The sequence below is a fragment of the Streptomyces sp. V1I1 genome (assembly GCF_030817355.1).
Classification (GTDB): domain Bacteria; phylum Actinomycetota; class Actinomycetes; order Streptomycetales; family Streptomycetaceae; genus Streptomyces.
The window spans coordinates 2153213-2165770 of the sequence record NZ_JAUSZH010000001.1 but is presented as its reverse complement, the minus strand read 5'-3'; the positions used below and the strand labels follow the sequence as shown (position 1 = coordinate 2165770).

Genomic DNA, 12558 nt, shown 5'->3' with positions numbered 1-12558 from the left:
ACCGTATGGTGAGGCCCCCTCGTGTTGACGCAGACCACCACCCGGGTCCTCGAACCCAGTGACCTCGGCGCAGCGCTCGCCATCCTCGAGAGCGAGCCCGTAGCGAACGCCTTCGTCACGTCCCGCGTCCAGGTCGCCGGACTCGACCCCTGGCGCCTCGGCGGCGAGATGTGGGGCTGGTACGCGGACGGGCGGCTGCGCTCGCTCTGCTACTCCGGCGCCAATCTCGTCCCCATCTGTGCCACCCCGGAGGCCGTGCGCGCCTTCGCCGACCGGGCGCGCAGGACCGGCCGCCGCTGTTCCTCGATCGTCGGCCCGGTCGAGTCCACCACCCAGCTGTGGCGTCTGCTCGAGCCGGGCTGGGGCCCGGCCAGGGATGTCCGCTCCCACCAGCCGCTCATGGTAACCGAGCAGCTCCCCGACACCATCGAGCCCGACCCGTGCGTCCGGCGCATCCACAAGGAAGAGATGGAGGTGATCATGCCGGCCTGCGTGGCGATGTTCACCGAGGAGGTCGGCATCTCGCCGATGGCCGGCGACGGCGGGCTGCTCTACCAGGCCAGGGTGGCCGAACTCATCGGCGCGGGGCGGTCGTTCGCCCGCATCGACGACGGCCAGGTCGTCTTCAAGGCCGAGATCGGCGCGGCCACCACCCAGGCGTGCCAGATCCAAGGCGTCTGGGTCGCACCGGAGTTCCGCGGCCGTGGACTGTCCGAGACCGGCATGGCGGCCGTTCTGCGCTACGCACTCGAGGACGTCGCGCCGGTCGCCAGTCTCTACGTCAACGACTACAACACCGCAGCCAGGGCGGCCTACCGGCGGGTCGGTTTCCGCGAGGTCGGCGCCTTCATGAGCGTGCTGTTCTGACCGTGCGCGACGGCAAGTAGGGTTTCGCGCATGGCAGCACTCTCAGGCGGCGGACCCGACACTCCCAGCGTCGTGGTCGGGCCCGTCAATCTCGCCGCGCGGATCGACGAAGCCCTAGCCGTGCAGGCCCTCGCCTTCGGGCTCAGCGAGGACGAGATCGAGGTGCGCCGCCATATCGTCTACCGCCATCTCATGTACCCCGGGGCCCGTGCGCTGGGCGCGCTGACGGAGTCGGGGCGCCTCGTCGGCTTTGTCTACGGCATGCCGAACGACCGCACCCACTGGTGGTCCACCGTCGTCGAGCCGTATCTGCGCCGCACCGGCACCGACAGCTGGCTCGACGACTCCTTCGTCATCACCGAACTCCATGTCCACCCCGGCTACCAGGGGCGGGGCATCGGCCGCTCGCTGATCACCACGATCACCGACGACGCCGACCAGCCGCGCTCGATCCTCTCCGCGATCGACGTCGAGAGCCCGGCCCGCGGCCTGTACCGCACGCTCGGCTACCAGGACCTTGCGCGCCAGGTGATGTTCCCCAGCGCGCCCAGTCCGTACGCCGTGATGGGCGCCCCGCTGCCGCTGCTGCGCGAGAAGTGATTTCCGCCCGCCCGGGCCGCCCGGTTAACCTCCTGAGCATCACCCTTTCTTGACGCAGGAGATTTCCCCATGGCCCAGGTCCAGCGCATGTCCCGTCTGATGGTCAAGACACTGCGCGACGACCCGGCGGACGCCGAGACGCTCAATCACAAGCTGCTGGTGCGCGCCGGCTATGTGCGGCGGACCTCCGCCGGCATCTGGAGCTGGCTGCCGCTGGGCAAGAAGGTCCTGGAGAACATCACCAGGGTCGTGCGCGAGGAGATGGACGCGATCGGCGGCCAGGAGGTGCTTCTCCCGGCGCTCCTCCCCAAGGAGTCGTACGACGCGAGCGGGCGGTACGAGGAGTACGGCGACCTGCTGTTCCGGCTCAAGGACCGCAAGGGCGCGGACTACCTCCTGGGCCCCACCCACGAAGAGATCTTCACGCAGATCGTCAAGGACCAGTGCACGTCCTACAAGGACCTGCCGGTGATCCTCTACCAGATCCAGACGAAGTACCGGGACGAGGCGCGTCCGCGGGCGGGTGTGCTGCGCGGCCGCGAGTTCCAGATGAAGGACTCGTACTCCTTCGACACCACGGACGAGGGCCTGGCCGAGTCGTACGCGCTGCACCGCGACGCGTACATCCGGATCTTCGAGCGGCTCGGGCTCGACCACCGCATCGTCTCGGCGGTCTCGGGCGCGATGGGCGGCTCGGCGTCCGAGGAGTTCCTGGCGCCCGCGCCGGCGGGCGAGGACACTTTCGTGGACTGCCCGGCGTGTGAGTACGCGGCGAACACGGAGGCCGTGACCTTCACCGCGGTCGCGGCTGACGCCTCGTCCCACGGCCCGGTCGAGGAACTGGACACCCCCGACACCCCGACGATCGAGACCCTCGCCGCGCACCTGGGCGTGCCGGCGTCGGCGACGCTGAAGAACCTGCTGGTCAAGGTGGACGGCGAGATCACGGCGGTGGGCGTGCCCGGCGACCGTGAGGTGGACCTGGGCAAGCTGGCGGAGCACCTGTCGCCGGCGGAGGTCGAGCTGGTCACGGCGGAGGACTTCGCGGGCCGCCCCGATCTCGTACGCGGCTATGTCGGCCCGCAGGGCCTGGAGAAGGTCCGCTACATCGCCGACCCGCGGGTGGCGCCGGGCACGGCTTGGGTGACCGGTGCGAACAAGCCGGACAAGCACGCTCGCAATGTGGTGTGCGGGCGGGACTTCGAGGTCGACGAGTACCTCGACGTGGTCGTGGTCCAGGAGGGCGACCCCTGCCCGAAGTGCGGCACGGGCCTCAAGCTCGACCGCGCGATCGAGATCGGCCACATCTTCCAGCTGGGCCGCAAGTTCGCGGACGCGTTCCAGCTCGACGTCCTCGGCCAGAACGGCAAACCGGTCCGCGTGACCATGGGCTCGTACGGCATCGGCGTCTCCCGCGCGGTCGCGGCGCTGGCCGAGCAGACGGCGGACGACAAGGGCCTGTGCTGGCCGCGCGAGATCGCCCCGGCGGACGTCCACGTGGTGGCCGCGGGCAAGGCACTCCAGACGGAACTGGCCCTGGAGGTCGCGGACCAGCTGTCCGCGGCGGGCCTGCGGGTGCTGGTCGACGAGCGGGCCGGGGTCTCACCGGGCGTGAAGTTCACGGACGCGGAGCTGATCGGCGTCCCCAAGATCGTGGTGGCGGGCCGCCGCGCGTCGGAGGGCGTGGTGGAACTGAAGGACCGCCGTACGGGCGAGCGCGAGGAGCTGTCTGTGGCGGAGGCGGTGGCGCGGCTGCGGGCGTAACGCCTGCGGCGGGCTAACGCGGCGGAGCCGCAAGTCGATACAGCCCCCGCCCCTTGCCGAACTGGGGGCAAGCCCCCAGACCCCCGTACGCCCTTCTGGGGGTCCCCCCACGCCCTCCGGGCGTAGGGGGAGGGTCTGGGGCGGAGCCCCCCACGCGGCGGAGCCGCAAAATTGATACAGCGGGAAGGGGCGGGGTGGGGGCTACAACCAGCCCGCGAACTCCAGCGCCGGCTCGCCCTCCCGGCGCCGCCCCGTCGTGATCGCTCTCGTGCCCGATTCCACCGCACGGAACATGGTCCACCCCCGCAGCCGCTCCCGGTCCACCTCCAGCGAGTCCGCGAGCTTGTTCACCCGGCGGCGGGCCGCCGATGCGCCCGCCGACGTGGCGATCAGGTCCTCGACGCGGTCGCGGACCAGGCGGGCCAGGTCGTAGGCGCGCTCGCCCACCAGGGGCTCCGGGCCCACCGCGAGCCACGGTGTGCGGTCGGCCGCCAGGACTTTGCCCTGGCGGAAGTTGCCGTGCAGCAGCAGGAGTTCGGGGGGGGACGCGGTGAGCTCGTCCCGGGCGGCCAATGCCGCGGAGACCAGCGAAGCCGTGCCCGGCTCCGCGAACGCCCGCATCGCCTCCGCCTGCCGCGCCGTCCGTTCCGCCACCGTCTCGAAGCCGTGGTCCGTCGGCGGCTCGACCCACAGCCGCCGCACCGTCCCCGCCGCCTCCAGGAGCGCCTTCGCCTCCGGCAGGGACCGCAGCGACACCTCCGGGTGCAGCCGTTCCAGCAGCAGCGCGCCGTCCGAGGAGGCGAGCAGACGGACCGCGCCCCAGCCACCCCAGTGCTCCAGCGCCGTGCGCTCCAGCTCGGGCGAGGCGGACGGGTGGGCGACCTTCAGCGCTGCCGGCGACCCGTCCGGCTGCCGTACGAGCACGACCAGACTGCTCCGGCCGCCCGGCGCCATGACCCGCTCGACGTCCAGCTCCCACCGGTCCGCTGCCTCCTGGACGGCCTTCGGCAGCTGCCCGAGCCAGTCGTCACTCTCGCCCAGCGCCTGGACCAGTCGCTGCGGCGGTTTGAAAGCCATGCGTCCGTTGTTCCCTTTCCGCTTCAGCGCGCTCGACTCCCGGTCCGCTCGGCGAGCCCAGGAAAGGCTACGCCGCTGCCGCGCCACCGCACCGCACGTACGGCCGCCTCGCGGAGCGCGCCCGCGGCCTCCCGCCGCAGCGGCCCTTCCGCGGCCCGTACGAGATCGGAGTAGACGCCCGCGACCCGGTCCTCCAGCACCGCGGCGAGCCGCACGGCAGCCGCCGCGTCCGGCACCGGAAAGGGCAGCGCGTACGCGGCCGCCGCCGCGGCGGGCGTCCCGCCAAGGTCGCGCACCGTGCGCGCCAGCGCGTCCCGCCGGGCCCGGTGCGCGGCGTACGCGGCGGTGGCCTCGCCCTCGCGGTCGTCGCCGACCCGGCCGCCGACGACCCCGTACCCGTACACCGCCGCGTGCTCCGCGGCGAGCGCGGCCTGTACCGCGTCCAGCGTGCTCATCACGAGCCCTTCTTCGTCAGCAGGTACGCATGCGCGGCGCCGGCCGCCGCGACCGACGCGAGCAGCCGGGCCAGCTCAGGCTCCGCGACGACCAGGGAGGCGGAGTGCGCGTCGGAGATCCGCCGCTCCGCCGTGGCCAGCGCCTTCAGCGCGGCCGCCGCATCGGCGGGAACCTCCGGCGGAGCGACCGCGGGCAATGCGGTCACCGCCGGACCCGCGAGCGCCGTGACATGCTCGGCCACCGCCGCCCGCAGAGCCGCCAACTTCCCTGTCAGTGCGGGATGTTGCGCGATGACGGCGTCGTACTGGTCACGCAGCGCCCCGCTCGTCGCCGCCAGCCGACGCCGCAGCGCCGCCTCCGCGCGAGCCGGGTCCGCCGTCGAGCCGGACGTCCGCCGGCGCTCCGGCTCCTCGGTCGAACAGCCCGTCAACACGACGGCCGCAGCCGCTCCCGTCACCATGAGCGCACGCCTGCGTGTCGTCCCCGTGCGCCCCACGCCTGTCTCCTCGGACCTCGCACTGATCATCGCCGCAGGCGAGCGTACCTGCGGGTCCCGCCCAGGTGGACGGCAACACCCCCCGGGACCGGATACCCTTTGATCTGACACGCGACGATCCCACAACAGCACACGCGGCCGAGGAGTCACCCGGATGAGCACCACCCAGAGCGAGAGGCTGCGCGGGCTGCTGGAACCGCTCGTCAGCGCCGCGGACCTGGATCTGGAAGAGATCGAGGTGTCCCGGGCGGGCAGGCGACGCGTGCTGAGGATCGTCGTGGATTCCGACGAGGGCGCCACTCTGGACGCCTGTGCCGAGCTGAGCCGCGCGATCTCGGAGAAGCTGGACGAGACGGACGCGATGGGTGAGGACGAGTACGTCCTCGAAGTGAGCTCGCCCGGCGCCGACCGCCCGCTGACCGAGCACCGCCACTACGTACGCGCCGTCGGACGACTGGCAAGGCTCCATCTGCACGAGGGCGGCGAGCTGGTCGCCCGCATCCTCACCGTGGACGACGAGGGACTCGACCTCGAGGTGCCGGGCGTGAAGGGGCGCAAGCCCACCGCCCGCCGGGTCGCCTTCGCCGAGATCGCCAAGGCCCGCGTGGAGCTCGAGTTCAACCGCAAGGACAAGAAGGAAGAGGAGGCGTAGCCGTGGACATCGACGTAAAGCTCCTGAAGGGCTTGGCACAAGAGAAGGAGATCCCCTTCGACCTGTTGGTCGAGGCGATCGAGTCGGCCCTCCTCATCGCATACCACCGCACCGAGGGCAGCCGTCGCCACGCCCGTGTCGTGCTCAGTCGCGACACCGGCCATGTGACGGTGTGGGCGAAGGAGGACCCGGCCGACCTCGAAGAGGGCCAGGAGCCCAAGGAGTTCGACGACACCCCCTCCGACTTCGGCCGGATCGCCGCCACCACCGCACGCCAGGTCATTCAGCAGCGGCTGCGGGACGCGGAGAACGACGTCACTTTCGGTGAGTACGCACGCCGTGAGGGCGATGTCGTCGCCGGCATGGTGCAGCAGGGCAAGGACCCCAAGAACGTCCTGGTCAGGCTGGACGACAAGCTTGAGGCGATCCTGCCGGTGCAGGAGCAGGTGCCGGGCGAGGAGTACACCCACGGCTTGCGCCTGCGAACGTACGTCGTGCGCGTCGCCAAGGGTGTGCGCGGCCCGTCCGTGACCCTCTCCCGCACCCATCCCAACCTGGTGAAGAAGCTCTTCGCGCTGGAGGTCCCGGAGATCGCGGACGGCAGTGTCGAGATCGCGGCGATCGCCCGCGAGGCCGGCCACCGCACGAAGATCGCCGTCCGCTCGACCCGCTCGGGCCTCAACGCCAAGGGCGCCTGCATCGGCCCGATGGGCGGCCGTGTGCGCAATGTCATGGCCGAGCTGCACGGCGAGAAGATCGACATCGTGGACTGGTCGGACGACCCGGCCGAGATGGTGGCCAACGCCCTCTCGCCGGCCCGCGTCAGCAAGGTCGAGGTCGTGGATCTCGCCGCCCGCTCCGCCCGGGTGACCGTCCCCGACTACCAGCTGTCGCTGGCGATCGGCAAGGAGGGGCAGAACGCCCGGCTGGCCGCCCGCCTCACCGGCTGGCGCATCGACATCCGCCCCGACACGGAGCAGAGCGCCGAGCCGGGCTCCGACCGGGACTCCGACCGGGGCTCCGACCAGGACTGAGGACCGACGGTGGGCCTCACCTAGATCAAGACAACAACCGTTCGATTTTTGCCCCAAAGGGGTGAGGTCGGTACGGGGAGGTAGACTGAACGTGTCTGGCCGGACGCATGCCCGCGTATGCCCTGAGCGAACCTGTGTGGGATGCCGGGAGCGAGCGGCCAAGACCGATCTGCTGCGCATCGTGGTGATCGGTGGCGAGTGCGTCCCCGATGATCGCGGTACGCTGCCCGGCCGGGGTGCGTATGTACACCCCGCCTTGGTCTGTCTCGACCTGGCGGTCCGCCGCCGGGCGTTTCCCCGGGCCTTCAGGGCCAAGGGACCGCTCGATACCGCGGAAGTACGCCGGTATGTCGAGCAGGCAGCACAGTAAGAAGAGAACGGCACGGGACCCCGTGCGGTCAGGTACCTCGCGAGTTGGAAGTAGGTCGAGATTGCGATGAGCACTCGATGAGTACGCGATGAGTACGCCCATGAAGTAGCGACGGTCCGGCGGTAACCCGGACCTAAAAGGAGCGAAGTGGCTAAGGTCCGGGTATACGAACTCGCCAAGGAGTTCGGTGTGGAGAGCAAGGTCGTCATGGCCAAGCTCCAAGAACTCGGTGAATTCGTCCGTTCGGCGTCCTCGACGATCGAGGCGCCGGTTGTACGTAAATTGACTGACGCTTTGCAGGGACCCGGCGGCACCGCCGGCAAGTCCGCTGCCAAGCCCGGCGCGCCCCGCAAGGCCGCGCCCGCCAAGCCTGCCGCGCCCTCACCGGCGTCGTCGGCCCGTCCCGCTGCCCCCAAGCCCGGCGCCCCGGCCCCCAAGCCGGCCGCAGCCGAGGCTCCGGTCAGCAGCACCCCCAGCACCCCGTCCGTGGCCCCGGCTTCCGCCGGCCCGCGTCCGGGTCCCAAGCCCGCACCGGCCAAGCCCGCTCCGGCGGCTCCGGTGCCCGCGGCCGAGTTCTCGGCCCCGGCTCCGGCACAGCCCAGCGCGCCGCAGGCCCCGCGCCCCGCGGGTGCCACTCCTGGACCCCGTCCTGCCGGTGGCTCTGCCCGTCCGGCTCCGGCCGGCGGTCAGCGTGACGGCGGCCGTGACGGCGGCCGTGGTGGCGAGCGTCCGGCGCGTCCCGCCGGTCAGGGCGCCCCGCGCCCCGGCGGTCGTCCGGCCGGTCCCCGTCCGGGCAACAACCCCTTCACCTCGGGTGGCTCCACCGGTATGGCGCGCCCGCAGGCGCCCCGTCCGGGTGGCGCGCCCCGACCCGGTGGCCACGGCGGTGCCGCTCCCGGCGCCCCGCGTCCGCAGGGTGGTCCCGGTGGCGCTCCCCGTCCGCAAGGTCAGGGCGGCGCCCGTCCGAGCCCCGGCGGTATGCCGCGCCCGCAGGCGCCGCGTCCCGGCGGCGGTCCCGCAGGTAACCGCCCGAACCCGGGCATGATGCCGCAGCGTCCCGCTGCCAGCCCCCGTCCTGGTGGCGGTCCCGGCGGCGGCGGTGGCCGTGGCCCCGGTGGCGGCGGCGGTCGTCCCGGCGGCGCCGGTGGCGGTCGTCCCGGTGGTGGCGGCGGCTTCGCCGGTCGTCCCGCCGGTCCCGGTGGCGGTCGTCCCGGTGGCGGCGGCGGTTTCGCCGGTCGTCCCGGTGGCGGTGGCCCCGGTGGTGGCGGCGGCTTCGGCGGCGGCGGTGGCCGTCCCGGCTTCGGCGGACGTCCGGGTGGTCCCGGCGGCCGTGGTGGCACGCAGGGCGCCTTCGGTCGTCCCGGCGGCCCTGCGCGTCGTGGCCGTAAGTCGAAGCGGCAGAGGCGCCAGGAGTACGAGGCCATGCAGGCCCCGTCGGTCGGCGGTGTGATGCTGCCTCGCGGCAACGGCGAGACTGTTCGCCTGTCGCGCGGTGCGTCCCTCACCGACTTCGCGGAGAAGATCAACGCCAACCCGGCGTCGCTCGTCGCCGTGATGATGAACCTCGGCGAGATGGTCACGGCCACGCAGTCGGTCTCCGACGAGACGCTGCAGCTGCTGGCCGACGAGATGAACTACACGGTTCAGATCGTCAGCCCGGAGGAGGAGGACCGCGAGCTTCTCGAGTCCTTCGACATCGAGTTCGGCGAGGACGAGGGCGGCGAGGAAATGCTCGTCTCCCGTCCGCCGGTCGTGACCGTCATGGGTCACGTCGACCACGGTAAGACCCGACTGCTCGACGCCATCCGCAAGACGAACGTCATCGCGGGCGAGGCCGGCGGCATCACGCAGCACATCGGTGCGTACCAGGCCGGTACCGAGGTCAACGGTGAAGAGCGCAAGATCACCTTCATCGACACCCCGGGTCACGAGGCGTTCACCGCCATGCGTGCCCGTGGTGCCAAGTCCACCGACATCGCGATCCTCGTGGTGGCGGCGAACGACGGTGTGATGCCCCAGACGATCGAAGCGCTGAACCACGCCAAGGCGGCCAACGTGCCGATCGTGGTCGCGGTCAACAAGATCGACGTCGAGGGCGCGGACCCGACCAAGGTGCGCGGTCAGCTGACCGAGTTCGGTCTGGTGGCCGAGGAGTACGGCGGCGACACCATGTTCGTCGACATCTCCGCCAAGCAGGGTCTGCACATCGACAGCCTGCTGGAGGCCGTGGTCCTGACCGCGGACGCTTCGCTCGACCTCCGGGCGAACGCCGAGATGGACGCACAGGGTATTGCGATCGAGGCACACCTCGACCGCGGCCGCGGTGCCGTCGCCACCGTGCTCGTCCAGCGCGGAACGCTGCGCGTCGGCGACACGATGGTCGCCGGTGACGCGTACGGCCGTGTCAGGGCGATGCTCGACGACAACGGCAACAACGTCGAGGAAGCGGGTCCGTCGACCCCCGTCCTGGTCCTGGGTCTCACCAACGTCCCCGGCGCCGGCGACAACTTCCTGGTCGTCGACGAGGACCGTACGGCCCGTCAGATCGCCGAGAAGCGCGCCGCGCGTGAGCGCAACGCCGCCTTCGCCAAGCGCACCCGCCGGGTGTCCCTCGAGGACCTCGACAAGGTGCTCAAGGCCGGTCTTGTGCAGGATCTCAACATCATCATCAAGGGCGACGCGTCCGGTTCGGTGGAGGCTCTCGAGTCCTCGCTGCTCCAGCTCGACGTCGGCGAAGAGGTCGAGATCCGCGTTCTCCACCGTGGTGTGGGTGCGGTCACCGAGTCCGACATCGACCTGGCGATGGGCTCCGACGCCATCGTCATCGGCTTCAACGTCCGTGCGGCCGGCCGTGCCGCGCAGATGGCGGAGCGCGAGGGCGTCGACGTCCGGTACTACTCGGTGATCTACCAGGCCATCGAGGAGATCGAGGCGGCCCTCAAGGGCATGCTCAAGCCGGAGTACGAAGAGGTCGAGCTCGGCACGGCGGAGATCCGCGAGGTCTTCCGCTCGTCCAAGCTGGGCAACATCGCGGGTGTTCTCATCCGCTCCGGCGAGGTCAAGCGCAACACCAAGGCCCGGCTCATCCGCGACGGCAAGGTCATCGCGGAGAGCCTCAACATCGAGGGTCTGCGCCGCTTCAAGGACGACGTCACCGAGATCCGCGAAGGCTTCGAGGGCGGTATCAACCTCGGCAACTTCAACGACATCAAGGTCGACGACGTCATCGCGACGTACGAGATGCGCGAGAAGCCGCGAGGCTGATGCGGCCCGGGGGCTTGGTCCCCTAGGCAGCACTGCGGTCCGGGGCCGGTCGGCGGAGAGTATTTCCGTCGATCGGCCCCGGCCGTTGCGTGTACGGTTCTTGTGTCCCTGCCAAGTGACCGAGGGGCCCTCTAACCCGTACCGGCGGGACATCCGGACATACATGTATGTGGGGACACTGTCCTTCGATCTGCTCCTTGGCGACGTACGGTCGTTGAAGGAGAAACGCTCCGTGGTCCGCCCGATCGTGGCCGAGCTCCAGCGCAAATACGCGGTGAGCGCGGCGGAGGTGGGCGGACAGGACCTCCACCGCAGGGCCGAGATCGGCCTGGCAGTGGTGTCCGGGGACACGGGGCACCTCACAGACGTACTCGACCGGTGCGAGCGCCTTGTCGCCGCCCGGCCGGACGTGGAGCTGCTGTCGGTGAGACGCAGGCTCCACAGCGACGAAGACTGAATGAGCAAGGCAGAGAAGGAGAAGGACCAGTGGCCGACAACGCGCGGGCGAAGAAGCTGGCAGACCTCATCCGGGAGGTGGTCGCCGAGAAGCTGCAGCGCGGCATCAAGGACCCTCGCCTGGGAACGCACGTGACCATCACGGACACCCGCGTCACCGGTGACCTGCGGGAGGCCACGGTCTTCTACACGGTTTACGGCGACGACGAGGACCGGGCCAGCGCGGCAGCCGGGCTGGAGAGCGCCAAGGGCATCCTGCGCTCGTCCGTCGGCGCCGCGGCGGGGACGAAGTTCACGCCGACCCTGACGTTCGTGGCGGACGCTCTCCCGGAGACCGCCAAGACGATCGAGGACCTCCTCGACAAGGCGCGGGCCTCCGACGCCAAGGTGCGCGAAGCCTCCTCAGGCGCCATGTACGCCGGCGAGGCCGACCCGTACCGCAAGCCCGAGGACGAGGACGAAACCTCGGAATGACACAGCAGAACAAAACTCCCCCGGCTACCGCTGGGAGGGGCCCCCAGGACGGCCTCGTCATCGTCGACAAGCCGTCCGGCTTCACTTCGCACGACGTCGTCGCCAAGATGCGCGGGATCGCCAGAACCCGCCGCGTCGGGCACGCGGGGACGCTCGACCCCATGGCCACCGGAGTGCTGGTGCTGGGCGTCGAGAAGGCCACCAAAATTCTCGGGCACCTCGCGCTGACCGAGAAGGAGTACCTCGGCACCATCAGGCTGGGGCAGAACACCGTCACCGACGACGCGGAGGGCGAGATCACGTCGTCCGTGGACGCCTCCGGGGTTTCCCGGGAGGCCGTCGACGCGGGCGTGGCCAAGCTGACCGGCAACATCATGCAGGTGCCGTCGAAGGTCAGCGCCATCAAGATCGACGGCAAGCGGTCGTACGCGCGCGTACGCGGCGGCGAGGACTTCGAGATCCCGGCCCGTCCGGTGACCGTCTCCTCGTTCCGGGTGTACGACGTCCGGGAGACGGTGGCCGAGGACAATACGCCGGTCGTCGACCTGGTCGTATCGGTGGTCTGCTCCTCCGGAACCTATATCCGCGCGCTCGCCCGTGACCTCGGCGCCGATCTCGGCGTCGGCGGGCATCTGACCGCGCTGCGCCGCACCAGGGTCGGTCCGTACGGACTGGACGCGGCGAAGACGCTCGAGCAGCTCCAGCAGGAGCTGACCGTGATGCCGATCGCCGAGGCGGCCGCGGCCGCCTTCCCGCGCTGGGACGTGGACGAGAAGCGCGCCAAGCTGCTCACCAACGGCGTACGGCTGGACATGCCGGCGTTCGACACCGCGCCGGTGGCGGCCTTCGGGCCCGACGGGCGGTTCCTGGCGCTGGTGGAGGAGCAGAAGGGCAAGGCCAAGAGCCTCGCCGTCTTCGGCTGAGCGCACTGGCCCGGGGCTGACCCCACCGTGGAACGGGCAGGGCCGCTGCCCGTTCCACGATCCCCCTCGGAAGAAGGTCTATCCGCCGCCGCCCCCGGATTCACCCCTTCGGGCAGGCGCTCGGA

13 protein-coding genes are annotated in these 12558 nt (G+C 71.0%); 10 read left to right on the top strand and 3 right to left on the bottom strand.

Annotated elements, in window-relative coordinates; translation table 11 throughout:
• The first annotated feature begins 24 nt into the window (after positions 1–24).
• From QFZ67_RS10335 to QFZ67_RS10325, 3 genes are all read left to right on the top strand, one after another.
• Positions 25–867 carry a GNAT family N-acetyltransferase gene (locus QFZ67_RS10335; protein ID WP_307665791.1) on the top strand — a complete coding sequence of 281 codons (843 nt, stop codon included), beginning with the start codon at positions 25–27 and terminating at the stop codon, positions 865–867.
• 30 nt (positions 868–897) lie between these two features.
• A complete protein-coding gene (locus QFZ67_RS10330) occupies positions 898–1467 on the top strand; it encodes a GNAT family N-acetyltransferase (RefSeq protein ID WP_307660799.1) in 570 nt (189 codons plus the stop codon).
• Positions 1468–1536: 69 nt separating this feature from the next.
• On the top strand, positions 1537–3231 hold the full coding sequence (locus QFZ67_RS10325; protein ID WP_307660798.1) for a proline--tRNA ligase: 1695 nt from the start codon (positions 1537–1539) through the stop codon (positions 3229–3231).
• Between the two features lie 201 nt (positions 3232–3432).
• Here QFZ67_RS10325 and QFZ67_RS10320 read toward each other — a convergent pair whose 3' ends face one another.
• The 3 genes from QFZ67_RS10320 to QFZ67_RS10310 are packed head-to-tail and all read right to left on the bottom strand — an operon-like array spanning position 3433 to position 5260.
• Positions 3433–4308, bottom strand: coding sequence for an aminoglycoside phosphotransferase family protein (locus QFZ67_RS10320; RefSeq protein ID WP_307660797.1), 876 nt, complete (start codon positions 4306–4308; stop codon positions 3433–3435).
• Positions 4309–4331: 23 nt separating this feature from the next.
• Positions 4332–4763, bottom strand: coding sequence for a DUF4439 domain-containing protein (locus QFZ67_RS10315; protein ID WP_307660796.1), 432 nt, complete (start codon positions 4761–4763; stop codon positions 4332–4334).
• Positions 4763–5260, bottom strand: a complete 498-nt coding sequence (locus QFZ67_RS10310; RefSeq protein WP_307660795.1) for a hypothetical protein — start codon at positions 5258–5260, stop codon at positions 4763–4765. The genes QFZ67_RS10315 and QFZ67_RS10310 overlap by 1 nt, the downstream gene beginning before the upstream one ends.
• A gap of 154 nt (positions 5261–5414) precedes the next feature.
• On the opposite strand from QFZ67_RS10310, the gene rimP reads away from it, so the two are divergent.
• From rimP to truB, 7 genes are all read left to right on the top strand, one after another.
• Positions 5415–5912, top strand: a complete 498-nt coding sequence (rimP, locus tag QFZ67_RS10305; RefSeq protein ID WP_307660794.1) for a ribosome maturation factor RimP — start codon at positions 5415–5417, stop codon at positions 5910–5912.
• Positions 5913–5914: 2 nt separating this feature from the next.
• Positions 5915–6946, top strand: a complete 1032-nt coding sequence (nusA, locus tag QFZ67_RS10300) for a transcription termination factor NusA (RefSeq protein ID WP_307660793.1) — start codon at positions 5915–5917, stop codon at positions 6944–6946.
• Between the two features lie 91 nt (positions 6947–7037).
• Positions 7038–7316: a YlxR family protein gene (locus tag QFZ67_RS10295; protein WP_307660792.1), complete on the top strand. Its 279-nt coding sequence runs from the start codon at positions 7038–7040 to the stop codon at positions 7314–7316.
• A gap of 147 nt (positions 7317–7463) precedes the next feature.
• Positions 7464–10580: a translation initiation factor IF-2 gene (gene infB / locus QFZ67_RS10290; RefSeq protein ID WP_307660791.1), complete on the top strand. Its 3117-nt coding sequence runs from the start codon at positions 7464–7466 to the stop codon at positions 10578–10580.
• 163 nt (positions 10581–10743) lie between these two features.
• Positions 10744–11037, top strand: a complete 294-nt coding sequence (locus QFZ67_RS10285) for a DUF503 domain-containing protein (RefSeq protein WP_307660790.1) — start codon at positions 10744–10746, stop codon at positions 11035–11037.
• A 29-nt stretch (positions 11038–11066) separates the two neighbouring features.
• Positions 11067–11510 (top strand): 30S ribosome-binding factor RbfA, encoded by a 444-nt coding sequence (gene rbfA, locus QFZ67_RS10280; protein ID WP_307660789.1) that lies wholly within the window; start codon positions 11067–11069, stop codon positions 11508–11510.
• A complete protein-coding gene (gene truB / locus QFZ67_RS10275; RefSeq protein ID WP_307660788.1) occupies positions 11507–12433 on the top strand; it encodes a tRNA pseudouridine(55) synthase TruB in 927 nt (308 codons plus the stop codon). Before rbfA ends, truB begins: the two co-directional genes overlap by 4 nt.
• The last annotated feature ends 125 nt before the right edge of the window (positions 12434–12558 follow it).

Excerpts from the sequence above, each read along its gene's own strand:
- QFZ67_RS10330 (WP_307660799.1), top strand. The coding sequence starts at position 898 with ATGGCAGCACTCTCAGGCGGCGGACCCGACACTCCCAGCGTCGTGGTC.
- QFZ67_RS10325 (WP_307660798.1), top strand. The coding sequence starts at position 1,537 with ATGGCCCAGGTCCAGCGCATGTCCCGTCTGATGGTCAAGACACTGCGC.
- QFZ67_RS10320 (WP_307660797.1), bottom strand. The coding sequence starts at position 4,308 with ATGGCTTTCAAACCGCCGCAGCGACTGGTCCAGGCGCTGGGCGAGAGT.
- QFZ67_RS10315 (WP_307660796.1), bottom strand. The coding sequence starts at position 4,763 with ATGAGCACGCTGGACGCGGTACAGGCCGCGCTCGCCGCGGAGCACGCG.
- rimP (WP_307660794.1), top strand. The coding sequence starts at position 5,415 with ATGAGCACCACCCAGAGCGAGAGGCTGCGCGGGCTGCTGGAACCGCTC.
- QFZ67_RS10285 (WP_307660790.1), top strand. The coding sequence starts at position 10,744 with ATGTATGTGGGGACACTGTCCTTCGATCTGCTCCTTGGCGACGTACGG.
- truB (WP_307660788.1), top strand. The coding sequence starts at position 11,507 with ATGACACAGCAGAACAAAACTCCCCCGGCTACCGCTGGGAGGGGCCCC.